The 24021-nt window shown below is 39.9% G+C and carries 21 protein-coding genes; 19 read left to right on the top strand and 2 right to left on the bottom strand.

Features of this window, described 5'->3' with window-relative positions; genetic code table 11:
- Position 1: 1 nt before the first annotated feature.
- Positions 2-1054: a DNA-binding protein gene (locus DU508_RS05475; protein WP_115401850.1), complete on the bottom strand. Its 1053-nt coding sequence runs from the start codon at positions 1052-1054 to the stop codon at positions 2-4.
- A gap of 419 nt (positions 1055-1473) precedes the next feature.
- Between DU508_RS05475 and DU508_RS05470 the strand changes: the two genes are divergently transcribed.
- The 16 genes from DU508_RS05470 to DU508_RS05405 all read left to right on the top strand — a co-directional run bounded on the left by DU508_RS05470 (position 1474) and on the right by DU508_RS05405 (position 20947).
- Positions 1474-2682, top strand: a complete 1209-nt coding sequence (locus DU508_RS05470; protein ID WP_115401849.1) for a site-specific integrase — start codon at positions 1474-1476, stop codon at positions 2680-2682.
- A 124-nt stretch (positions 2683-2806) separates the two neighbouring features.
- Positions 2807-3076, top strand: coding sequence for a helix-turn-helix domain-containing protein (locus DU508_RS05465; RefSeq protein WP_115401848.1), 270 nt, complete (start codon positions 2807-2809; stop codon positions 3074-3076).
- Positions 3073-3366 (top strand): hypothetical protein, encoded by a 294-nt coding sequence (locus tag DU508_RS23710; protein WP_147273592.1) that lies wholly within the window; start codon positions 3073-3075, stop codon positions 3364-3366. The genes DU508_RS05465 and DU508_RS23710 overlap by 4 nt, the downstream gene beginning before the upstream one ends.
- 374 nt (positions 3367-3740) lie before the next feature.
- Positions 3741-3965, top strand: coding sequence for a hypothetical protein (locus DU508_RS05460; RefSeq protein ID WP_115401847.1), 225 nt, complete (start codon positions 3741-3743; stop codon positions 3963-3965).
- 209 nt (positions 3966-4174) lie between these two features.
- The gene (locus tag DU508_RS05455; RefSeq protein ID WP_115401846.1) at positions 4175-4744 is read left to right on the top strand and encodes an RNA polymerase sigma factor; all 570 of its coding nucleotides are present in this window, start codon (positions 4175-4177) and stop codon (positions 4742-4744) included.
- A gap of 98 nt (positions 4745-4842) precedes the next feature.
- On the top strand, positions 4843-5994 hold the full coding sequence (locus tag DU508_RS05450; RefSeq protein WP_115401845.1) for a FecR family protein: 1152 nt from the start codon (positions 4843-4845) through the stop codon (positions 5992-5994).
- Positions 5995-6138: 144 nt separating this feature from the next.
- Entirely contained in the window at positions 6139-9558 is a 3420-nt protein-coding gene (locus DU508_RS05445) for a SusC/RagA family TonB-linked outer membrane protein (RefSeq protein ID WP_158542129.1), read from the top strand.
- Positions 9559-9573: 15 nt separating this feature from the next.
- Positions 9574-11025, top strand: a complete 1452-nt coding sequence (locus tag DU508_RS05440; protein ID WP_158542128.1) for a RagB/SusD family nutrient uptake outer membrane protein — start codon at positions 9574-9576, stop codon at positions 11023-11025.
- A 111-nt stretch (positions 11026-11136) separates the two neighbouring features.
- A complete protein-coding gene (locus DU508_RS05435) occupies positions 11137-12612 on the top strand; it encodes a thioredoxin family protein (RefSeq protein WP_115401842.1) in 1476 nt (491 codons plus the stop codon).
- Positions 12613-12666: 54 nt separating this feature from the next.
- Positions 12667-15420, top strand: coding sequence for an alpha/beta hydrolase family protein (locus DU508_RS05430; RefSeq protein WP_158542127.1), 2754 nt, complete (start codon positions 12667-12669; stop codon positions 15418-15420).
- Positions 15421-15443: 23 nt separating this feature from the next.
- Entirely contained in the window at positions 15444-16142 is a 699-nt protein-coding gene (locus DU508_RS05425; RefSeq protein ID WP_115401840.1) for a DUF4397 domain-containing protein, read from the top strand.
- A gap of 98 nt (positions 16143-16240) precedes the next feature.
- Positions 16241-17224 carry a glycerophosphodiester phosphodiesterase family protein gene (locus tag DU508_RS05420; protein WP_233509397.1) on the top strand — a complete coding sequence of 328 codons (984 nt, stop codon included), beginning with the start codon at positions 16241-16243 and terminating at the stop codon, positions 17222-17224.
- A 26-nt stretch (positions 17225-17250) separates the two neighbouring features.
- Entirely contained in the window at positions 17251-17553 is a 303-nt protein-coding gene (gene tnpB / locus DU508_RS05415; RefSeq protein WP_115401839.1) for an IS66 family insertion sequence element accessory protein TnpB, read from the top strand.
- Positions 17554-17574: 21 nt separating this feature from the next.
- On the top strand, positions 17575-17850 hold the full coding sequence (locus tag DU508_RS23705) for a hypothetical protein (protein WP_147273591.1): 276 nt from the start codon (positions 17575-17577) through the stop codon (positions 17848-17850).
- Positions 17851-17943: 93 nt separating this feature from the next.
- Positions 17944-19203 carry an aminotransferase class I/II-fold pyridoxal phosphate-dependent enzyme gene (locus DU508_RS05410; protein WP_115401838.1) on the top strand — a complete coding sequence of 420 codons (1260 nt, stop codon included), beginning with the start codon at positions 17944-17946 and terminating at the stop codon, positions 19201-19203.
- A 1-nt stretch (position 19204) separates the two neighbouring features.
- Positions 19205-20947 (top strand): TetR/AcrR family transcriptional regulator, encoded by a 1743-nt coding sequence (locus DU508_RS05405; protein WP_115401837.1) that lies wholly within the window; start codon positions 19205-19207, stop codon positions 20945-20947.
- Positions 20948-20979: 32 nt separating this feature from the next.
- On the opposite strand, the gene DU508_RS05400 is transcribed toward DU508_RS05405, so the two are convergent.
- Positions 20980-21210, bottom strand: a complete 231-nt coding sequence (locus tag DU508_RS05400; protein WP_115401836.1) for a hypothetical protein — start codon at positions 21208-21210, stop codon at positions 20980-20982.
- A 349-nt stretch (positions 21211-21559) separates the two neighbouring features.
- Between DU508_RS05400 and DU508_RS05395 the strand changes: the two genes are divergently transcribed.
- From DU508_RS05395 to DU508_RS05385, 3 genes are all read left to right on the top strand, one after another.
- The gene (locus DU508_RS05395; RefSeq protein ID WP_115401835.1) at positions 21560-22447 is read left to right on the top strand and encodes an RteC domain-containing protein; all 888 of its coding nucleotides are present in this window, start codon (positions 21560-21562) and stop codon (positions 22445-22447) included.
- A 338-nt stretch (positions 22448-22785) separates the two neighbouring features.
- Positions 22786-23466 (top strand): hypothetical protein, encoded by a 681-nt coding sequence (locus DU508_RS05390; protein ID WP_115401834.1) that lies wholly within the window; start codon positions 22786-22788, stop codon positions 23464-23466.
- The gene (locus tag DU508_RS05385; RefSeq protein WP_115401833.1) at positions 23432-23983 is read left to right on the top strand and encodes a hypothetical protein; all 552 of its coding nucleotides are present in this window, start codon (positions 23432-23434) and stop codon (positions 23981-23983) included. Before DU508_RS05390 ends, DU508_RS05385 begins: the two co-directional genes overlap by 35 nt.
- The last annotated feature ends 38 nt before the right edge of the window (positions 23984-24021 follow it).

Below are 24021 nucleotides of genomic sequence, written 5' to 3'. Positions count from 1 at the left end.
GCTATCTGTCTTTTAAACGAATAAAAACATCCATGTTTTCACTAAGACGGTCTTCAAGTGATTTGCTTTTATCTCCCAGAAACCTTTCAAAATCTTCTTGGCTTACCGAGGACACGTACTCTTTTAACTGTTCATGTAGGGCATCACGAAAAGCCATATCTCTACTTGCCATTAGGCTTCGAGCCTTTTCTTTTAAAGGCTCATATACGTCAGCCATAATTTCTTCAAATGTTTTAAAGAGCTGATGCGCTTCGGATAATCTAAGTCTTTTTGCCAGCTTCTCGCTCTCTCTCTTTAAATAGCTGGCAAAACCATTTTCATAACTTGCAATTAAATCCAAAACTTCCGAATACATAGTATCTCTTACACTTTCTTTCGCTCTAAGATTTAGTACCTGTTTGTATTCTTTGGCATTCTCTTTAAAAATACTCAGGTATATTTTATCCGTCAGCTGGGAATATTTAAACTTATTTTCAGTATCTATATATTCATCAATAGCATTTGTGAATGTTTGCCGGTAATTAATTTCCCGAATAGCAGACGTTAAGTACTGATCTTCTCTTTGGTTAATGTATTTAGTTGTTCCCCCGAGCTTTTTATTTAAAACATCTATAACTATATCTAATAGCATTGATCTTAATTCCCTTGCGGCTTCTGATCCAGTTAATAGCATCCCCATATTCAAGAAACCTCTAAATGTGAACACAGTTAGACTTGTAGCTCTTGTTCCAACTATCTCACTATTACCGTCTTGCTCGAACTGACCGACATCAATGTCGGTCAGTTGTGACACAATTTCCTTGAACTGTTTTAGTCTAACCCCTGTCAGAACTTCCGTGCCACTATCAACTAACTCTTGTTGATGACTGTCCTGTATTCTTTCTATTGTTCTAAGATCAACTCCAAAATAATTAGCTATTTGCACTTTGGTATATCGATAACGCTTTTCAAACATTATTCCTGCAAAACCAAGTTGAGTATATACTTCTTTTAGCGCTAAATTATTGTTCAATATATTTTTCCGCTCAACTAGCGAATTGGTAAGATCTTTCATATTACTACTTCATAGTTATGTAAAAGTACAATTAATTCAAGACTCTTAATTGTATAGTCAATTCTGTATGAGACGACCTTGCTAAGGTCTTTGCCACCTCGGTTTCCTGCTCATCTAAAAACCATCAATAACAATATGTGTATGTTCCCGTCGAGACCACTGGAATGATAATCAGATCATTTAAAGACACTCAAAAGGCCGCAAATCATAGATTTGGGGCCTTTTTTGATTTTTGGTGGATGCCAAAACGTACACGAAATTACATATCATCAGTGAGTAAACCAGTGAGTCAATAAAATTTAGTAAAAGACTCACTGAAAATAATATAACGATATGTATATCAACATGTTCTAGTGTCGCGCATCTTGATTTAGCCTTAGTTGCAAGCTTAATTTTGTATTACTTAAAAAAGCTTGTTTATGACAACAAACTATCAGGTTTTATTCTATCTGAAGAAGCCAAAAACATGGAGTAAGGGGCCAATTCCAATTTATCTACGCATCACCGTTGCGGGAGTTCCAAAGGAAACATCGGTAGGACGAAAATGCGATCCTGAATGCTGGAGCAGTGAGTTCCACAGGGCATCCGGCAAGAGTGAAAATGTTAGGTTATTGAATACTTATCTTGATTCCTTAGAGCGCAAGGTTGAGGAATCACACACTCAAATGAGTAAAGACAGGAAGGAAATCACCGCAGAAACATTAAGGGATCACTTTAACGGAGTGGAGCAAAAGAAACCCATGGTCGTTGAATTATTTACCAGACACAACAAAAGGATCGAGGAGCTTGTAGGAACTGAGTATGAAAAGGAAACGCTAAAAACCTACAACACATCTCTCGGGCACGTACGAAATTTCATAATTAAGTACTATAAAAAGGAGGATATCGGCATTGATCTCCTGGATTATATTTTCATCAGTGAATTTGAACACTATCTCAAAACAAAAGGCGGCATCCAGCCCATTTCAGCGAAGAAGTATATTACCCACTTGAAAAGTGTAGTCAAGACCCAGTGTGTATTGACCAAGCTGCTTCCCGGAGATCCCTTCCTGCAATACAAAAATAAAGCAAAGGCAAACATCCGGCAGTTTTTGGACAAAGCCGAATTAACTAAATTGGAAAATAAGGTCATTAAGGTCGAGCGCGTAGAGCGTGTTAGGGATCTATTCCTGTTCTGCTGTTATACCGGTCTCTCCTATGCAGATATTTCGAAGCTGCGCAGAGCTGAAATTGGAACGGGTGTTGGCAGAGGAAAATGGATTTTTACAAATCGGAAAAAAACAGCTACAAATACCAACGTTCCCTTGATTGCCCCTGCTATTGCACTGATCGAGAAGTACAAAGATCATCCGATGTGTGAGGAAACGGTTTTTCCGGTGATGAGTAACCAGCGTATGAACAGCTATCTAAAAGAGGTCGCAGACATCTGTGGGATCACTAAAAATCTGACCTTTCATTTATCCAGACATACTTTTGCCACCACGGTTACACTTACCAACGGCGTTCCAATTGAAAGTGTAAGCAAAATGCTTGGGCATACCAACATCAAAACTACACAGCTTTATGCAAAAATTGTCGATGTTAAAGTTAGTGCGGATATGAATAAGCTTAAGCGGAAGTATAAATAAGATTCCTCGCAGGGCTTCAACAACAGAAGTCCTGCTTAGTTTAAGCAAAATATCGTTCACCAGTTCTGAAAATGGGGAAAGGAACACATTTTATTAAAGCAGCTTTGTGAATTAAGCATACAGCATGACACAATTCGATTTAGTAACAAAACAAGACTTGGAGCAATTCAAGGTAGATCTATTGAAAGAAATTCTTTCACCATTAAAATCAAATTCACAGGATTCTAGGCAATGGCTCCGCAGTAGAGATGTCCGCAAAATGCTGCGAATATCCCCTGCGACACTCCAGAATTTAAGGGTCAGCCAGTCCTTACCATTCACTAAAGTCGGGGGAATATTTTTTTACCGTGAGATTGATGTGATCAAAGTACTGGAAAAAAATATGGGTCAATGAGTAAGCTATCCAACCAAAAGCTACTTAAACAGATTGGAATTGCGATGAAGGACGACCGCTTGAGCAATTCACATCGAAACCTTTATTTGGCACTATTGCTTTGCTGGAAAGAGCAGCTTTTCCCGATGCAAATTAAAATCACAAGAAAGGATTTGATGCACCGGAGCAACATCTGTTCGAGTAGCACCTATCATTTGGCAATTAACAGACTAATTCACCTTCGGTATATTCAATATATACCATCCTATGATCCTTATCAGGGAAGTATTGCTCAACTATTAAATACATGAAAAAAGTTTAAATCATCCTATTTTACAATATCCTTTTTACAAAACGGAGATGCTAATCAAATCGTTTTCTACGGATTTCTATAATTGCATCTAATTCTGTTATGGGATGTACATACCCTTTTAGGCCAAAAAGCAAAGCCGAGCAATCATGCGGAGCTGTTCTAGGTTCCAAGTAAGCACTACTTCTTACCAGACCTAATCAATACCAAGTTGGAGGATGCATATCATGAACTCGAGCTACTAGGTTTTCCGTTGAGCCTTTCCATGTTTGACCTGCTGAAAACAGAATTTCGGGGAGAAATCCGAACCAAAAACTTAACAGATTATATAGGCCAGACCGTGAAAATGGTCGGCCTTTATGTGTGTGAGAAACCGTGCATACCAAGAACAATAAGAAAATGTGGTTTGGGACTTTCCTGGATGCAGACGGAGATTTCTTTGATACGACCCACTTCCCGAACAGTACCCCAAATTATCCATTCCTCGGAGCGGGATGTTATTTAATTTTAGGTAACGTGGTTGAAGATTTTGGTTTTCCGAGTATAGAAGTTCAAAAATTTGCAAAACTGCCTATCGCTGATAACCCGGTTATAGCTTGAAATCAAACATTTTTTATATAAAAACGATAGGTCTAAAATCGACCTTCAGGGAAAGATTCAGCAAGATTCAGTCATTGCGAATTGACCATTTCAACCGCTGTGTCACTAAGCTTAACACAGCCTGCATTGGATTTGAGAAAAATAATACACAGTTTTGTCTGGAAAAATTCGTAAATTTAGACGAGGGATTTTCTTCTAACTAGCTTTTGATGAGGGATTACAGCGGACATAGCGACCATGAACTTATTGACTTGATAAAGGTTGGGGACGAGTATGCGTTTGAAAACCTATATAATCGCTATTGGGACCGGTTGCTCTATTTTGCCAATCAAAAGACCGGAGATCGCGTCGATGCGGAAAATATCGTTCAAGATGTCTTTGTTTCGTTATGGAACCGGAGATCTGAACTACAAATTACTTCTGAAATTGCTCATTATCTTGTTGTCTCTATAAAATACCGTGTGATCCGTTTATTCGAAAAGCAGAGAACCCAACGGCTTAATGAAGAGAAAAGTCTTTCTTCCTTTGATATTCTAGATAACTCAACCCAGCAGTACCTGGAATTTGATGAGCTTAAACAGCGACTTGAAAAATTGATCTGTGAACTTCCCGAAAAATCAGCAATTATTTTCCGACTGAGCAGGGAAGATGGATTGAGTCACAAGGAAATTGCCGGACAGTTGGATATCTCTGAGCGCGCGGTAAACGACAGCCTCGTGAAAACAAAGAAAAGTCTTTCCGTAAGCCTTCGCTCTTTTTTGAATTCTTATTTATTGTAATTTTTTCTTTCTGAAAATCAGCGCGTTGTGATTTATTTCCGCCATGGAGATGTCATGATTTGATTCAGCAGGTACTTGTCTATATAAACGGATAAGAAATGAACGCTGATGAAAAGAAAATAAGATTGCAGGAACTGGCTAACAAATGGCTTAACGGAACGTTGACCGATGTTGAGCAGCTGGAGTTTGATTCGTGGTTTATTCAACCTAGCACTAAGCCGCTGGACGTTCCGGCAGATGTTGCCGAAAATAAGGAACAGTATAGACAACTTATCTTTTCAAGAATAAGAAAGGAGATTGGGACTAAAGAACCAGCTAAGCCTCACAGGTTATGGCCTCGCATTGCGATTGCCGCTGCGGTGGCAACGGTCATTGTATCAGCTGGTATCTGGTTTTTAAAGCGTGAAGATGCTGTTCAACCTACAGAGACTGTTGTGGCCAATGATGTAGCTCCCGGTAGGGTTGGCGCTACGCTGACCTTGGCCAGCGGAAAAACAATTCATTTATCGGATGCGACCAAGGGAGAACTGGCGAATGAAGCTGGTGTCTCGATTAGCAAATCTGCCGATGGTAGACTCGTTTATGAAATCAAAGGTTCGGATGCTGATCCGGATAAAGTCAATATTTTATCAACCGCCAAAGGGGAAACATATCAGGTGCGTTTACCGGACGGCTCTATAGTATATTTAAATGCCGCTTCAAGCCTGACCTATGCCGCTTCTTTAATTGAGCGCGGAAAGCGGGTGGTCAGGTTACGCGGTGAGGGTTATTTTGAAATTTTTAAGGATAAGTCCCATCCGTTTGTGGTAAAAATGGATGAACAGGAAGTGGAGGTTTTGGGTACGCACTTCAATATTAACGCATACGAAGATGAGAAGAATATAAAAACGACTTTGATTGAAGGCTCTGTAAAAGTGAATTCAAAAAAAGTTGAACAAGTTATTAAGCCCGGACAACAGGCGGTTACTCAGGGTGATAAAATCTCAGTGATGGAAGTTAATACTGAAAACATCACCGACTGGAAGGACGATGACTTTGTATTCAATGGAGATGACTTTAAGTCTGCAATGCGCAAGATTGCCAGGTGGTATGACGTAGAGATTATCTATGCGGATGATCTACCTAAAAATATAAGTCCAGGGGGCTGGATCTCCCGGAACAACAAGATATCAGCCGTATTGAAAATGATAGGAGCAACTGGACAGGTACACTTTAAAATTGAAGGGAGGAGGATTTTAGTGACTAAATAGATACTTAAAAATAAACCAGGAATGAAAACATCCCTGGTCAATAAGTCTGGCTATGGCCATACATTACATATTAACCGATTAAACGCAGGTGCCCACAGATTCGAAGCCTAAGGCATGCTGCTGATAACCAAACTTACAAAGCAAATGTATAAAAATTATGCTATGAAACCGGTTATGCCCCCAGGGTATATCCATAAAATACTGCTAGTTATGCGATTAACCACCGTAATATTAATAGCATCCCTAATGCAGGTCAGCGCATCTGGCCTGGCTCAGCGCATTACGCTTAATCAGCGTAACGTGAATCTAGAAACCATCTTAAAGGAAATCCGGAAACAAACCAGTTATGACTTTTATTACGACAGGAATGTAGTTCAGAATACGGCTCCTGTCGATATCAATGTCAAAAATGCAACGGTAGAGGAAACTTTAGATAGGATACTTGCTGTATTACCATTAACATACACTATCGATGGAAAGCTGGTATCTATAAAACCAAAGGAGCCTTCCTTTCTGGAGAAAGTTGTCGACAGGATTACGGCTCCTTTTTCGGCGATTGACGTTTCTGGAAAGGTGTTGGACAGCGATGGAAGACCTTTACCGGGAGCTACGGTAACGGTGAAGGGAACTAAGATTTCTACAACAACGCAGAACGATGGCTCTTTTACCTTGGGGGGTGTTGAAAATGATGCAATTCTGGTAATTTCCTACATGGGCTTTGAACAAAGGGAGGTAAAAGCAGAGAGTAACATTGGTTCGGTTAGACTAATTGCTTCAACAAATCCGCTTGATGAGGTCCAAGTAATAGCTTATGGAACTACGACGCGTAGATTAAGTACGGGCAACATTGGTACGGTAAAAGCAGAGGATATTGAGAAACAGCCGGTAAATAATCCTTTATTGGCGTTACAGGGTAGAGTTTCAGGTATCGTTATCACACAGAATTCTGGTATACCTGGCGGTGGAATCACTGTAAGGATTCAGGGTAGAAACAGTATCAATAGCGGTAATGACCCTTTGTATGTTATAGATGGTGTACCAATCCTATCACAACTACCTGCAGTTGGAGGAATGGGCACTTCGATTTTGGGAAATTCAGGGACTGTGGCGCCAGGAAATCCAACAACTGCAGGAAATCCATTGAGTTTTTTAAATCCATTGGATATTGAAAGTATTGACGTCCTCAAGGATGCCGATGCCACAGCTATATATGGTTCTCGTGCAGCAAATGGAGCTATTTTAATTACTACTAAGAAGGGTAGAATTGGAAAAATGCAAGCAGAGATTAATATTCAGCAAGGTATTTCTTATCAACCTGCTCGGCTAGAGGTGTTAAACACTCGTCAATATTTGGACATGCGGTATGAGGCATTAAAAAACAATGGCATTTCATTAACATCCCTTACTCAAACTGGGAATCATGACCTGACTGTGTGGGACACAACACGATATACGAATTGGCAAGACGAACTTTTGGGTAAAGCTGCACCATACTTAACTGCATCGGCATCTATATCAGGGGGAAGTACAGCTATGAATTACCTATTAAGTGGAACATATGGGAAAGAAGGAGTTGCTTTTCCAGGTGATTTCGGAAATCGAAGAGCATCTTTGAATTTCAGTATGAGTAGTATTTCTTTAAATAATAAATTAAAATTAAGATTTTCTGGGAATTTTTCGAATAATAATAAGCAACTCCCTGTAACGGATCCAACAAGTGCTGCATTATTTATAGAACCAAATTCTCCAGCACCTTTTAAGGATGACGGCACCCTTAATTGGGAGCCTAATAATGCCGGTGTTTCAACATTTACCTCAAATCCATATATCAATTTGACTAGATTAATCAAAGAGGACAACAATAATTTTTTAGGTAATTGGACAATTGGATATCAGATTTTGCCAGGTTTAGAAATCAGCAATAGTTTGGGTTATAACTATGGGCAAACAAAAAATGTTAGCACAACACCAAGAACGGCTATACGTCCAGAAGTGAGAACCATTGGTTCCCCTTCCTATACACCCAATTCTGCTACCTATGGTAATGGACTTATGTCTTCGTGGATTACGGAACCGCAATTGAATTATAAATTTCGCATTGGTAAGGGGGATTTAAATGCCTTAGTGGGCGGTACGATATCCGGGAATAATGTTAGCAATTCCACTCTTATAGGGAATACTTATACATCAGATGCTACTTTGGAAAATATTGGCTCCGCCGCGACAGTTTCCGCAAATGCATCAAGTATATTAGAATATAGATACTCCGCAGTTTTTGGGCGACTTAATTATAATCTCGACAACCAATATATTGTTAATATTACAGCGAGAAGAGATGGAAGTTCTCGATTTGGAGAAAACAATAGTTTACATAATTTCGGAGCTGTTGGTGCAGCATGGATTTTTAGCAAATCACATTTTGCAGAAAATAATTTACCATGGTTGAGTTTTGGAAAATTAAGAGGTAGTTATGGAACTACAGGTAATGACCAGATTGCAGATTATGGTTTTATAAGTCGTTATTTTAATGCTTACGCAGAGCTTCCATACCAAAATATTGCCTCACTGACCCCCTTTGGTCTACCGAATCCTAATCTTAGGTGGGAATTTACAAAAAAGCTATCTGCTGGTATGAATTTGGGATTTATCAATGACAGAATTTTGTTTAATGTTGATTATTCCTCCAATACGACGGTCGATCAATTAGTTAACTACACTTTACCGAGTATCACAGGGTTTTCAGGCTACACAAACAATTTCCCAGGCAAAGTGCGCAACAAGACTTGGGAGTTTTCACTAACTACTGAGATAATAAAAAGTAAGGCATTGATTTGGACTAATAACTTCAATATTAATATTGCGAGAAATATACTGGTATCATATCCTGATTTAGCTACATCGCCGTATGCAGATATGTATGAAGTAGGGAAATCTTTGGATATAGTTCGGTTATTGACTTTTGCAGGAGTAAATCCCGCTAATGGCATGTATCTTTTCAAAAAAAGCAACGGGGAATTAACAGAGAACCCAGATTATCTGGTAGATAGGCATGTAATTAACTTGAATCCAGACTGGCATGGAGGAATGCAAAATAATATAAAATATCAGGGGTTTAGTTTGGACTTTTTTATCCAGTTTGTGAAGCAAAATGGGCAAAATACCTACTTAGGCAATGGAGGAGCTGCAGCAACACCAGGTGCTTTTTCTAGAGGTGCTAGTAACCAACCTTTATCTATTTTGGAGCGTTGGCGGTCTTTTGATGATAATTCATCTATTAAGAAAGTTTCTTCACAAGTTCAAGATGCGTCAACCAGCACTGCATATTTTAGTGACGCAGGCTTTTCAGATGCATCGTTTGCTCGTTTAAAAAACATTTCACTTTCTTGGCAAGTTCCCGTCAACTGGTTACAGAAGGTAGGAGCTTCTTCAATGAAAGTTTTCATAAATATGCAAAATGTTTTAACTATTACAAGTTATAAAGGACTAGATCCTGAAAAGCCAGGTATTAGACCTTTAATGCCGCCAATGCGGACATTAGTTTTTGGAGCCAATCTTGGATTTTAAACAAAAATGAAAGCGATGAAAAATCAATATTATAAATATCATGTTATTAGATATATTTTTTTGATAACATTAATGTTAGTCTCTTCTTCCTGTAAAAAGCTTGTGGAGATTATACCGCCAGTTACAACAATAAATAGTGAGAATGTATTTAGAGATGATAAAACAGCCATTTCAGTACTGACTGGACTATACTTGGATTTAGTTAGCAATTATACAGGAAGCGGAGGTATTTCTGTAACGTCGGCACTTTCAGCCGACGAACTGAAACTCTATGACGGGAGCAACTATCCTGCATTAAATGCCTTTTATACAAACAGCTTAATCTCCAACCCTAGTGGTTCAATTGGTGGGGAGACTTGGGTAAGATCTTATTATATAATATTCCGATGCAACGCTGCAATTGAAGAACTCTCTTCAACAGCATTTCTCACTCCTTCTGTAAAGAAACAATTGCTAGGCGAGGCTTATTTTGTGAGGGCATTTTCTTATTTCTATCTAATTAATCTTTATGGAGATGCTGCATTAGTTCTTGGTACAGATCCGGAAGTGAATAGAAAATTAGTTCGAACTGGAAAGCCGGAGATATATTTGAGAATTATTCAGGATCTTAAAGAAGCTCAATCATTGTTAAGTACCCAATACCTCAACGCGGATTTGCAACCATATCCTGCTGCTATAGAACGAATTCGCCCAACAAGTGGTGCTGCCACTGCATTGCTAGCACGTATATACCTATATTCTGGGAATAACGACTCTAATGCAGAAGCTGAAGCTACAAAAGTGATTTCACAAACTATATTATACGATATTTTACCGTTAAATCAGGTGTTTTTAAAAAATAGTAAAGAAGCTATCTGGCAATTGCAACCAGTAAGAATAGGAAGAAATAATGAAGATGCTTTTAATTTTATTTTAAATTCATCAGGGCCAGGCTTCGAGAATCCTCTATCAATTAGTTCGGATTTACTTAGCTCCTTTGAAGCTAATGATCAACGTGCAGCTGCTGGAAATTGGATTAACTCTGTTCAGGTGGGATCAGTCGTTTATACTTATCCCTACAAGTATAAAGCTACTACTGGTACTGTTAGCGAATATGCAATGGTATTACGGTTAGGTGAACAATATTTGATACGTGCAGAAGCCCGAGCTAACCAAGGAAAATTGATAGGGATTAATAGCGCCGCTTCTGACTTAAATGTGATACGTGCTCGTGCAGGATTACCTTCAACAACTGCGGCTACAAAAGAGGCTCTTTTGGAGGCGATTTTTAAAGAGCGAAGATCAGAACTGTTTACCGAGTGGGGACATAGATGGTTGGATATTAAACGTTACGGGCTCGTTGATCAAGTGATGTCTGAAGCGGCTATAAACAAAGGAATCAGTTGGAACTCTTATCAGAAATTATACCCCATTCCTTTTATAGATATAAGAGTAGCCCCTCAATTGATACAAAATCCGGGGTATTAAAATCTAAACACCTCACCATACTTCGTGAGGCGAATTAAGTTTGCAATGTCCTATATATTTCAAACAAACATGAGATAGCATCAAAACTACACAGATAAAAAATATAATAATATGAAAAAGATAAAACTTGTGCTAGTCCTATGTGGATTAGTTGTAGCATGTTTTGCACAAGAAAAAAAGGGTATAAACTTCCGAAGCTTTGACAATTGGAGGGGAGTATTAGATGCTTCCACAAAAGAGAACAAACCCATATTTGTTGACTTTTACACAACTTGGTGCGGCCCTTGTAAAAAAATGGAACAAGTTGTTTATACAGACAGCGCCGTTGGATTTTACTTTAATAAACATTTCATATCTGTAAAAATACAAATGGATAAGACCAGTAAAGATAGTGAACAGGTGCAAAAATGGTATAATGAGATCGCAATGCTTGAAAAAAAGTATGAGATTACAGGATACCCAGCTCTGCTTTTCATTTCGTCTAAAGGAAATGTCCTTAACCGATATGATGGATACCAAAAACCCAAAGCACTTATTGAGACAGCCTCATTAGCATTGAAACCTGAGCAGAAGTATGTTCGTCCTGGAGGAAAATATTATGACCTAATTAATAATTATCATCAGGGAAGAACAGATGGAATAGAATTAATAAGGTCATTATATGAATTTCAAAAAAATGATAAAAATTCTGTTAATTATAAAACAATATATTTTACGGGGATAGAAAGGCTTAAGGATACATTGACCTTAACTACCCTATCCTATTTAAGAAAGAGACCATTTTCATCCCTATTTCAAAAGGAGATATTAGAGATAGTTGGAACTGTGGGTGTTAGTTCGAAAGATCCTTTGTTTCAATTATTTTATCCAGATACTGATAAAGTCGATAAAATTGTCGGCAAAAATGGTTTTGCCCGTCTTGTAGTTGATCGAGTTATTCGTAATGAACATTTTAAAAAAATTGTCAACGCACATTTTGCATCTTATAAATCTGGTTTTAACTGGGACTCATTGTATAACGTAGTAAAGTCACATTACAACGAAGATTATGCAATAAGAGCTATAAAGGCGGCGAAAACAATGGTCGCTTACCAAACTCATGATATGCGAGGCAATCCTTACAATCCTCTTTATATTAACGGGATAATTAATATGGTAAAAACATATGGGCCAAATGTAGTGCTTATTTATGAACCTGTTGTCAAATTTGGTAGTATGGAGCCATTCAAAGGTGGAAATCTAGATAAGCTACAAAATATATTAATAGAAGCGTTTTGCAATGAAGATCTATTAAGAAATAGTTTCGATCAAACCCAACTTCATGCAGGATTAAAAATGATGGATGATATAATGAATTGGGCGAGAGAAAACAAATCAGAATGGCTTGTGGATTGGAGTAATACATATGGATGTCTATTATATAAAACAGGCCAAAAGGAGAAAGCAATATCGATAATTCAGGAGGGATTGAATTTCGCAAAGCAACATAAGGAAAGTGGACTTGATGTTTTCACTGAAAAGAGTATGCAGTCCCTTGCTAAAATAAAAGACGGCAAGATTCTATGGAGCGAAAAATGGAAAAATTGAGAAAGTATGAAGTATTGTTTCATTATTATATTGTGTTTTATTGGTGGTCTAAGCATGGCCCAAGACTATGGAGTCAGCGATGATGGTAATTATGTATTTGCTGAATACTATTCTAAAAATCAGGGAAATAATCTGGTGGCAATACGTTCCACGTCTGGCTCTTGGTATACAGAAGTGACTAACGTAAACAGTTTAAAGTTTAGTGTTGACAGTAAGAGCTTGTTATATATGCAAAAGGGAAACTTGTATATACTAAAATTAGGAAGCAATTGCTTAGACAGTATTTTATCGGTGGAAAGATATGAGGTCGTTAATGGAAAACAGCAATTTCTAATATTTAGCCAAAATGAAGGATCAAAGCTTAATATAAAAAACTTAAATACCAAACAGTCATTTTCTTTCTCTGAAGTTGAGAGCTATTTTACACATCCAACTCAGCCTATTTTGTTCATTAAACGTTTACGGCAAATTTCAGGTAGCAATGCTCAAGAATTGCTACAAGTTAATATAGAGAGTATGAAAACTAAACTAATTTGGACTTCCAAAGAAGAAACAATTGGATTGTTTACATTTTCAGAAAGTGGTAAACATCTTGCATTTTTCACATCTACAAGGAGAAATACTTCTAAAATCTGGGGGCATTTAATAGATAGAGAAAAGGCGTATGAATTAATAAACGATTCAAATAACATATTCAGCCCAGGATATAGATTGAACTCAAGTAAGCTTCTCCAATTTGTTCCTAATGGAAATCGTTTACTATTTTATGTAATTTCAGATCGGAAAATTCCGGAAAATCCGTATCGTCGAGATATTGAAGAGCTAGTTAGCTATTTAGATCCTAAGCCAAACTATTACTGGCGAAGTGACATAAAGCGTAAGCTGAACCAACTCGTATCAATGGATTTAAAAAAAAGAATACCTGTTTTTATAGAACAGGAAAATGATTTGGCGATTGGCAGTCCTTTTTATAAAGATGGAGGCAAGGTTACAGTAGTTAGTAATGATTTTGCATTGACATGCCATTTCGAAAAGGAAGTTCTATTGTATAATGAACGAGGATCAATTTCAATCGCATATACTATGAATGAGTATAATTTTAATAAATATGTAAGTCCGAATATTTATTTGGTTAATTTAAGTGATGGAAGACGGCGGTTGATTAAGAAAAACGCTCAGGTCAAATCAAATTCACTACCATTTTATGAGTTCGATCCTACGGGAAAAGTTATTGTTTATTATGACAGCGAACACTATTACTCTTATGATATCAATACAGGAATCAGTAAAAAAATTAGTTCTGGCATAGAAAGTAAGTTTATTGTTGGAGATAGATCTTCGAAACAAGTTAGTGGCCTACAAAGTACATATTACAATTTGGTTGGAGGACTTCAGCCTCATTTTTGGCTTATTGATGACCCTTCAATTTTGATACAAGATAGTTATAGTGATATTTGGAAGCTATCCTTAAATGGCAAAACTCCAGTATGTGTGACAAATGGTCAAGCTAAAAAATTGGGATTTACTTTTGTTTTACAACAACCTCATAATAAAAGATATGTTCTTTATAATGGCGATCAAATATTAATATCAGCTTTATTTTCCAAATTTTCTAAATACTCGGGAATATACCAACTAACTATTTCCAACCCGTCGAAATTAAAGATATTGATTAGTCCTGGAATTGATCAAGATGTAAGTTTTAAAAAAGCTAAAAATTCGGAAACCTACGTATGGAAGACTTTTAATACAATGGAGCCACCCACCGTTTCATGGGGAAATGAGTTTGAAAAAAGACGCATTATAGTTAAAAAAGTACGTCACTATGATCCTGTTAAACAGGAAATTCTAATTTGGAAGGATTCAACGGGAGAAGAGCATGAAGGAGTGATTTTATTTCCGAAAGATTTTAATCCGGATAAAAAGTACCCGACACTTATTACTTATTATTCAAGTATATCACCTGTCCTAGGGGGGACAAAGTATTTAGATTATTCCGAATATAAAACAGAGGTTGATTTAGGATATATCCTATTTGTTCCAGAAATTAAATTTGTTGTGGGGGTCACCGGTGCCTCAGTTACTAATGCAGTAATCTCGGGTGCCAATGAGTTAATGAAAAGAAGCTATATAAATTCTAAGAGAATTGGGATTTTGGGAGGAAGTTTTGCTGGTTATCAAACTAACTATATAATCGGCAGTACAAATATCTTTGCTGCAGCGTATTCCGTAGCTGGGAACTCAAATTTTACAAGTTCAATAGGTTTGGAACATATGGATAGTGAGCAACGGATCAATAGTACAGCAACAATAAATGGTCAAGGAAACATGGGGATAACGCTATGGCAAAGACCCGATCTTTATTTGGCGAATTCTCCTGTATTTTACGCAGATAAAGTATCATGTCCAGTACTGTTGAGCCATGGTAGACAGGATTTTCGAGTGCCATTTCAGCAGGGTATGGAGTTTTATAAAGCGCTACAAGCAAACGGAAAGAAGGTTTGGTTAGATGCAACAAATTCAGGTCATGCAGGAGCTGGTGTCGGGTCTGTCATGAGCTCAAAAAGAGCCCAACAATTTTTTGGACATTATTTAAAGGATGAACCGGCACCCTATTGGATGACACGGCCATCTCTTGAACTTTTAGAAAAAGGCCTAAACCCCTATGACTACGATCCAGAGATCAAAACCCCAAGTGAGGGGATTATTCCAAAAGAAAAAAGCTACGCCCCTCAGGTTGAGGAATTATTACGTCACAGAACGACTATAGACAAGAATGGTCGTATTGTGGATGTGAAAAGCAATTGATTTAAAAATTAAACATTAAGAAGATGAAAAAGATATTGTTTATCCTGCCACTGGCAGTTTTATTATTGATAACTTCTTGCAAAACAGAAGATATCAAACCAAGTTCTGTTAGTGGAATTATTGTCACAAATGCGGTTGTCGGTGGAGCTGCTGTAAAGATCAGCACCAACGCACACGACAGTGTTTTAGTAAATGCCTCAAAAGTTTTTGGCTTTGATGCTGGAGGACAGCTTAGGCTTTCGGTTTATGGAAGTAAAGACCCCTTAAAGTTATATTATAATAGTGATCTACAAACGCAGGGCGGTGATGTATACAGCCTGTTTGTTCACGGTCAATTTCCAAACGGAGAAGGTTTCCTTTTAAAAGAGAATTTTGCAACTTATCAAGAGAGCGTGTTGGGTGTTCGTTTTGTAAACCTTTCGCCTACAAGTGCGCCTGTAAATGTCACGCTATCAGGTACACCAACCATCAACGAATTTAGTGGTGTTAAGTACAAGCAGGTGTCGGATTTCAAACAGATTGCTGCACCATTGGCGGCGGTAAACACCAGTTTCAATTTTCAGGTGCGCAACTCCACTACTAATGAAGTATTGGCAACTTACCAGTTAACTGCGGCAAACTTAGTATCGGCACGTAACCATAATATAACGCTTGTTTATCGTGGTATTGTAGGTGGTACAGGAACTAGTGCTCCTGGGATAATTTTTATCGGACATTATTAGCAAAAGTTCAATGCCAGGCACTGATTTATAAATAATCATGATCAATTTAAGACTTCCCAGAAAGAAGAAAAATAAGGTATCAAAAACCTCAAATCCTGATGTCAAAACAACGAAAAAGAGATCTGCGTCAAAGAAACGAACAGTTAATATGGCAGTTACGAATAAAAATGAAGTTAGAAATGAAAGCATATAAAATTGTGTTTCTTTTTGTGCTTTGCTTTGGCATTTCTCCTGCTTTGGGGCAAAAATCAGCCGATGTTTTGATTAAGCAGTTGCATCAGCCGCATCTGAAAAGTATAATGGTTGCATCACACCGTGGAGATTGGCGCAATGCTCCAGAGAATTCGTTACAGGCGTTCAGTTCGGCTATGGCAATGGGCGTAGATATTATCGAGTTGGATTTGAAGCTTTCAAAAGATAACGTGCTTATCATACTTCATGACCAGACGTTGAATAGGTCTACCACTGGCAAAGGCAAACCTTCAGATTTTACCTTGACAGAACTTAAGGAATTTCGGCTAAGGGATGGCCTGGGTGCCCCTACGCGTCAGCAAATACCTACGTTAGAAGAAGTAATGCTATTGGCAAAAGGAAAAGTACTGGTCAATCTCGACCATAGTTTCCCTTTTTACAATGAGGCTTATAAAGTGCTGATCAAAACAGGGACGCTAGAACAAGCACTGTTTAAGACTGAAAAGCCTTACGCAGAACTAAAGAATAGGTATCCGGAGCTTTTGGACAAAATCACTTTTATGCCAGTGGTGTTATTAGATAAACCCGATGCTCGGCAGATCATTCTGGAATACCAAAAGTACATGATGCCTGTGGCCTGTGAACTGGTATTTAAGTCTGATACCTCTTCTGTTATCAAAGACGGCAGGTTTGTTGTTTCTGGCGGCTCCAAGCTTTGGGTCAATTCCCTCTGGCCAAATATCAGTGGCGGACATGATGATGAGCTTGCAATTCAAGGGAACACTAAGGATAGTTGGGACTGGCTGATTGATTGTGGAGTAACCATGATCCAGACAGACAGGCCGAAGGAATTGATTGAATACTTGCGTAAGCGGAAGCTTCATAACTAAACTAAGCAAATAAAAATTTCGAGATAATGAACAGAAAGATAAAGCTATTAAACGACGAATTTTTTCAGACTGTTGTTGGGGACAGAGGATTGCGAATGTACCGCAAACCTGTAGACGGCAGGCTCGGGATGACAGGTTTGGGCAAGCTGGTTGAAAAAGAGACAGGAGCGGAACCCAAATTAAATGAAGCCTATGCCTTTAAAGTGAAGAACAGAAATATCATCAAGATATTGACCAGGGATGAGATCAGTACCAATCTTTTGGAGTTGCATGAGGGTAATGCTGATGAGATGACGGATCTGGCGGCAGAACTCGGCTTAATGTTATGATATTGGTATTATAAAAAAACCATGACTCGTTATGATCAACAGATACCACGGCAGCGCCACTTAATAATGAGGATTACGCTTTCTTTTATGAAACAAGTCAATGATTTAGGTAAATTAATAATAGAAGTACGTGCAGGATGGATTTCCTGGCGTACTTTCTTATTTTCAGTACTGAGCCATCAACATTTAGTCTTTTGCTTGATTTTCTATCGCCAGCTCAACAGGGAAATTCAACAAATCGGGTTTGGTAAGCTAGCAAATATTTTAGCCCTTTACTGGCATGAGAGTCTTCCTTAAAAGTTTTTTTAATTTTTTTTTGAGACTTCCCGCTAACGCACACTTTTGCGTTATCTCGGGATCGAGATTCGCTTCCATAAAATTTAAAAACATATGGAAATCAATTTTGACAAAGCAAGTTTTAAGGATTTTGAAAACATCGCAGGTAAAGATGCTAACGAAGCAGCTTATTTATTTTTTCAGTACATGCGCTACAAGCAGTCTAAAGGCCAGATGAATTACAGACTTCTGTCTACCTCTCATTCCGGCCCGACTATGGAGATGGATCTGCCGGACAACCCGCATAAAACGTTTATCAGTTTGGTAGCAAATGATTATTTGAATTTTAGCCAGCACCCGCTGGTGAAAAAAGCAGCCATTGAGGCCATAGAAAATTACGGGGTTGGCGCAGGTGCTTCTCCTGCTATCGGCGGACACTTTTGGTACCATGAAGCATTGGAAAAAGCAATTTCCGGTTTCTTTTACCGCAAATCTGCAATTACTTATACCACGGGCTATACCGCGAATTCTGCGGCTTTACAGGCGATCATGAAAAAAGACGATCTGGCCATACTGGATAGTGCCGTTCATGCCAGTGTGATTGAAGGTTGTTTACAGACCAATATGAAAACATTTCCGCATAATAACCTTCAAGCCCTGGAGAGGATTTTGTCGGTGACCAAGGACAAATACCGCAGCCGTTGGGTAGTCATTGACGGAGTGTATTCCCAAGATGGAGATCTGGCACCGCTGGATGAGATCGTAAAGTTGGTGAAGACCTATGGTGCTTACCTGATCCTGGATGATGCGCATGGCACAGGAGTAATAGGTGCAACGGGTAGAGGTGTAATTGAGTTAGATGCCTTGTACCAGGAAGTAGATATCATCACCGGAACGTTCAGCAAGACCTTTGGGCACATTGGCGGCTATGTAGTCGCGAGTGAGGAAATGACACATTTCCTGAAGTACCAGTCACGTCAGCATATTTTTTCGTCGACCGCCACACCAGCCTCAGCCTGTATTCTAAAGTCCATCCAATTGATTGATGAAGAACCGATATGGATGCAGAAGCTCCAGAAGAATATTCTGCACCTGAAAACAGGACTACTCTCACTAGGGCTGGATATAGGTACTACGGCTTCTGCAATCATTCCGGTAAAGATTGGTGACATGAACCTGAATGCAGAGATCTGTAACCTGCTGTTGCAGGAAGGTATTTATACCAACCAGATCAACTATCCTGCGGTATCTCAAAAGAATAGCAGGATCAGGATGAGCGTGATGGCGACACATCAACCAGAACATTTAGATAAGGTGCTGAACGTTTGGGAATGGATAATTAAAAAGAAGGAATTAAAACAAAGACTTCGCTAAAATGGCAACCCCTAGAAAGAAAATAAAAATCAGAGATAAAGAGGCGACAATTGCCAGGCTGATAGAGATGGTGGGCGTCATCTTAAGAGAAAATGGTTACCGCTGGCTCAACCCCAGCGAAATTCAAAAGAAGCTGGGCAAAAACCGCAGGCAGGTATATACTTACTTTTTGAACATGAACAATTTGTTGAGTGCCTATCTGCGCGAAAAGGATTACTGGCTGCCTTACTTTGAACGGTTCCAGCTAAGGGAAGATGCCGGAGCGGAAGAGCTCAGGAATATGTTTGTGAACATGATGCAGGAGAATCTGTCTTTTTTCAAGGATGATAATGAAATGCAAAGCATCATACTCTGGCAACTCAGTGAATCAAGAGCGATTTTAAAGGAGTTGAATTTTCAGCGCGAAGAGGCGGGTGCCAAACGGCTGGTGCTGACGGATGAATTCTTTGAAGGTACCGATGTGGATTTCCGTTCCCTGATGGCGCTGATCCTTGGCGGTTCCTATTTCATATCTCTGCATTCCAGGATGAACATCGGAACAGTAGCCGGAAGGGACATTAGAAATCCGGCAGATCTCGCCTTAATGCAAAAAACAATTGAGCAGTTGATCAAATGGGCTTTCCATACCGCCCTGGAACATAACAAAAATAAAATTAAATCATCAACTATTATGGATTTTGAACTCGCGAATTTACATCGCATCGCGGCAAAGCTCAGCGATAAAGAGCATCCGGCAGGCCGGGACAGTTTGTCCAGGGAATTGAATGAAGAGGTTCAGCGGCTGCAATGGGTCATGCTAAAACACATTTCCCAGTTGAGTAACGAGACGCAACTGAAGACCTATGTACAGATCAGCTTTTCTACCCTGATCAAGATCTGTGACCTGCTGTATGAGCCAGGGTCGGACAACACCGGAGCCAGATTGCTATTGGATTTAATGGAGACCATTCGCAGTGCTGTACCGGATTATATTCCGGGTGGACTGGTCTTACCCAAATTATTCCGTAAGGAACAGGGAGAAGTATTTCTTCAGGAGTGGTCTGATTTAGCTGAGCAGTTGAGAGCAGCTTCGGTAAAGCCTGAACTGATTGAGATCGCAACATTTCCTTACACGCGTTTTACAGAGGCTAAGGGCTTAATGCACTGGGTAGACTTTAAATACCTGAAGCTGTACACCAAGGTGATCCGGGACCTGACTTTGCGCCAAAGTTTTGGGACCTCCGACCTGGCAGAGGTACTGGTCGGATTAGGCTTTAATCATACACGGTTTTTAAGCTGGTACTCAAAGTATATACAGGATGGCCTGGCTGTGCTGGCATATAAAGATGTAAAGCGGATACTTAGCCGCCATAAGGCCCAGCTTAGGCAATTAGTCATCTATACCGACCTGCTGTTCCATCATTACAAGTTGTCCCCCACCCAGCAATTATCCAACTGGATTGATGCAGAACGCACTTTTCAGATGGAGAATGCGCCAAATGCGCCTTTTAACCCGAGTGCTATACAGACGGATCTCGCGGATCTGCAAATCCTATGGTGGCAGCAATTCCAGCAAAAGCATGGGATTTACAATGAGCCGGATCAATCAACGCTGATTCGAAAGACGGTATTCAACTTCAGGAACCTAGAGCGGAAAGAGATTGACGAATTGAGCTTGACATTGGATCCCAGGGAAAGCAATTTTATACAACCATTTGAGGCAATTTTGCAGAACATGCTGGAAGAAGTGCGGAATATGATATAGGAAAAATGGTTGCAGTGTTAAGTTGCTGCAACCTACGCCGGATCAACGTATTTGCCTAACCCATTTTCCTCCATAAAATTGACATATTCATAAATGAGGTGTAAACTGAAACCCATCCGTTTTTCTAGTTCCTGGGTATCCAGCCGGGCGATATCCGCTAAGCTGAAAAACCCATGCATTTCCGCAACGGCTTTTAGCTTGGGACTTAATTTCAGTGTCTCCAGGGGTAGGTGCATTAATTCTTCAGGAAAGTCTTTTTTCATGACTTGTTTTCGATTTGCACCCGGTTTCCCTTGCAGATGCCCGTTAAACGATATAGCGCGGGAAACGAGCTACATCCGTCCAAGAGGCCTGCAACAGCCCAACAAACAAGATAAGCCGCACCCGCGCTAAAGCGCAGGCGATCAGCCTATTTTTCCTTGTTTGTTTTAGAAGTTGCAGTTTCTTGGACAAGTCAAATAGCCGTCGCTATATAATATTTTAATCAAAGCAAATGTAACAATAATTGTTGAGACGGTTTAGCTGAGATGACCGGGATACCCCCGGTTCGATTTAACGGATTGACATTGCCACTAGCCGTCCCAATCAAACGTCATCAAAATTTTTGATACCATGTTATATTCATTTAGTTCACAACTATTCGATGAGATGGAAGATGCGCTGGACGGGGTCCAGTCTAGTATTAAAAAAGAAACAGAGAAATATATGGAGATGATCAAGTGTATAGACCATTTTGTCCAGCGTCTGGAAAATTTTGTCCTCGATCATGGGTTTGAAAACCCGGACCAGGAAATCGACTTCTTTAAAAGTATTTACCCGCGCTTTTTCTGCATGTACACCTATTATTCCGAACTGCAAGCCATCAACAAATTGCTGCCGGTAAATGGAACAGACCTGATGTTACGGGATTATTATCTCGGGGAATATCAACATCAGCACCGCTTTTTTAATCAGAACCGTGCCTTATATGACTATTATCTGGAAGAGGATTCAGACCGGGACGCGTATTATTTCCTGGCGCAAAACTATGAGCCCTTCCTCCCTTTGCATGAGCGGTTTTCAATGCACCCCAGGTTTCTGACCAACGCAGGATACACCTTTTCAAAGTTTATCGCATATGAACGCTTGCAGGAATACGTTGGGCGAAAGCTCAGATTATTGTATCGGAACCCGGAGAGTGAATATGTACAGCTTTTGCTGAAAGGCAGCAAAAGACGATGGACAGGCGATAAGATTGAACTGGTCGAGATTGCATATGGCATCTATTATACCAAACGGATGAACGAGGGAAAGGTAGAAGTCCGGGACATTATCGAATGGCTGGAAGACACGCTGGGCATAGAATTGGGAGATGCTTACCGCATGTTTGCAGATTTGCAGCGGCGCAAGAGCAGCAGCTATACCAAGTATCTGGAGGAGATGATGGCTGCCATACATGAGCATATCCAGGAGAGACATCGTTTCAAAGCCAGCAAACGAAAATTGAACAAACAGAAATAAATCGTACCACAGTTACAGAAATGGGGAAACCTTTGATTTTGATCTGCGCACTTTTGGCCTTGTTAACCAGCAAGGTCTTTGACATCGTGGAACGAAGCGTTTCCGGGCTAATCATCCGGAAATTGATGTGCAGCTGCAAGCCGGTATTCTGTCTTTTGACAGCTCCCGGCCTTGCAGTGATCCGCAGGCAGTCAGTTTTGGCAAAGGAGGTAGATCCTTACGCAGGTAGTTCCATTTTTGAAATACTCGTCTTCCAGGTTAGCGTTTGCCGGAGGATGGTTCGCAGAGGGGCTTTATGGCCCCTTTTGCGTTTTTACCTATCTATAAAAGCTATAACTATGTCCATTATTCATCTCAATACTTTTGTTAAGCTGGGTGGTGATCCTGAAGATGCCGATGCCATCCGCTGGTTACGACCACGCGTCGCCGCAGTTCCTGGTTTTACCATTGAGAAGATCCTGCCAGTCGGATCCACCCGCGCGTTGACCCGGTACCTGAAACATTTAGGCCTTTGGCCCGGCGGGAAAGATTTGTTGCAGGAAGTGCACTACAGCCGGTCTACCGATGGTAAAGATTGTTCCTATTCAGCACTGGGCTGGAAGAATGAAGCCGGTGGATGGGTTATACAGAACTCCAGGTGGCGTGGACTCCTTGGCCAGAAAGGTATAACCGTAAGGTTAGGCAGTCCGCTGCATGTTGCTGTATTCGAAAGCTATTTTGATTTTCTGAAATGGCACCAGGCCTATAAAGCCCCGGAACATACGGTGATCGTATTGAACTCTTCCGATTTTCTGGATGCAGGTATTTTTCTATGCCGTTATTTTAAACAAGCGGAACTGTTCTTTAGCAATGAGCGGTTCTGGAAAAGGATCCAGCTGAGGTATGGTAGTGTCATAGACCGTTCTGTCGAGTATGCGCCGTTAAATGAGGGCTACCGCAATTTCCTGGATTCCCAATCAAAAAACTATTGTAAACCTACCACTTATGAACCACTACATCGATGCCAACGCACTCCGTGAACAGGTGAGCCTGCCCGAGTTGCTCCGCCGCCTCGGCCATCAACCCATTGGTAAGTCCGGAGGAGAACTGAAATACCATAGTCCTATCCGCAATGGTGACCGTACACCATCCTTTACCGTCAGAACTGATACCAACCAGTGGTATGATTTCGGGCTTCCTGGTGGGGGTGACCTGATCAGCTTCGGAGTTACTTACTGGCCTACACTCAGCTTTTACCAGGTATTAAAAAAGATTCAGGAAATCTGCGACCTGCCCGAAAGTAAACTGCAATATGCGGAAAGACCTAGAGAACCCAGGCCAAGAAAAGCGGAGAAGGTGCAGAGCTATGAGCTGTTTTCGGTCAAGCCACTGGGCAGTAATCCACTGCTGGAAGAGTACCTAAAGACCCGCCGTGTTTGGGAGGCCGCCCAGGACAAGCTATCCGAGGTGGAGTTGCTATCTTTGAGTAGAGACATTTATGGAGCAGATTTGAAATGTAATTTTAAATTTGGCATATATGAAACACAGAGTATTTGACGATGAGTTCAAAAAGATGGCAGTAGAGCTGTCCAGGG

The organism is Pedobacter chinensis (assembly GCF_003339865.1).
Classification (GTDB): domain Bacteria; phylum Bacteroidota; class Bacteroidia; order Sphingobacteriales; family Sphingobacteriaceae; genus Pedobacter; species Pedobacter chinensis.
This window is presented reverse-complemented; position numbering and strand designations above follow the sequence as displayed.

Bases quoted from the DNA above. Each gene is read 5' to 3' on its own strand.
- DU508_RS05455 (WP_115401846.1), top strand. From the start codon at position 4,175: ATGAGGGATTACAGCGGACATAGCGACCATGAACTTATTGACTTGATA.
- DU508_RS05445 (WP_158542129.1), top strand. From the start codon at position 6,139: ATGTATAAAAATTATGCTATGAAACCGGTTATGCCCCCAGGGTATATC.
- DU508_RS23710 (WP_147273592.1), top strand. From the start codon at position 3,073: ATGAGTAAGCTATCCAACCAAAAGCTACTTAAACAGATTGGAATTGCG.
- DU508_RS05420 (WP_233509397.1), top strand. From the start codon at position 16,241: ATGTCAAAACAACGAAAAAGAGATCTGCGTCAAAGAAACGAACAGTTA.
- DU508_RS05465 (WP_115401848.1), top strand. From the start codon at position 2,807: ATGACACAATTCGATTTAGTAACAAAACAAGACTTGGAGCAATTCAAG.
- DU508_RS05425 (WP_115401840.1), top strand. From the start codon at position 15,444: ATGAAAAAGATATTGTTTATCCTGCCACTGGCAGTTTTATTATTGATA.
- DU508_RS05475 (WP_115401850.1), bottom strand. From the start codon at position 1,054: ATGAAAGATCTTACCAATTCGCTAGTTGAGCGGAAAAATATATTGAAC.
- DU508_RS05435 (WP_115401842.1), top strand. From the start codon at position 11,137: ATGAAAAAGATAAAACTTGTGCTAGTCCTATGTGGATTAGTTGTAGCA.
- DU508_RS05440 (WP_158542128.1), top strand. From the start codon at position 9,574: ATGAAAAATCAATATTATAAATATCATGTTATTAGATATATTTTTTTG.
- DU508_RS05470 (WP_115401849.1), top strand. From the start codon at position 1,474: ATGACAACAAACTATCAGGTTTTATTCTATCTGAAGAAGCCAAAAACA.
- tnpB (WP_115401839.1), top strand. From the start codon at position 17,251: ATGAACAGAAAGATAAAGCTATTAAACGACGAATTTTTTCAGACTGTT.
- DU508_RS05410 (WP_115401838.1), top strand. From the start codon at position 17,944: ATGGAAATCAATTTTGACAAAGCAAGTTTTAAGGATTTTGAAAACATC.
- DU508_RS05400 (WP_115401836.1), bottom strand. From the start codon at position 21,210: ATGAAAAAAGACTTTCCTGAAGAATTAATGCACCTACCCCTGGAGACA.
- DU508_RS05395 (WP_115401835.1), top strand. From the start codon at position 21,560: ATGTTATATTCATTTAGTTCACAACTATTCGATGAGATGGAAGATGCG.
- DU508_RS05405 (WP_115401837.1), top strand. From the start codon at position 19,205: ATGGCAACCCCTAGAAAGAAAATAAAAATCAGAGATAAAGAGGCGACA.
- DU508_RS05450 (WP_115401845.1), top strand. From the start codon at position 4,843: ATGAACGCTGATGAAAAGAAAATAAGATTGCAGGAACTGGCTAACAAA.
- DU508_RS05430 (WP_158542127.1), top strand. From the start codon at position 12,667: ATGGCCCAAGACTATGGAGTCAGCGATGATGGTAATTATGTATTTGCT.
- DU508_RS05385 (WP_115401833.1), top strand. From the start codon at position 23,432: ATGAACCACTACATCGATGCCAACGCACTCCGTGAACAGGTGAGCCTG.
- DU508_RS05390 (WP_115401834.1), top strand. From the start codon at position 22,786: ATGTCCATTATTCATCTCAATACTTTTGTTAAGCTGGGTGGTGATCCT.
- DU508_RS23705 (WP_147273591.1), top strand. From the start codon at position 17,575: ATGACTCGTTATGATCAACAGATACCACGGCAGCGCCACTTAATAATG.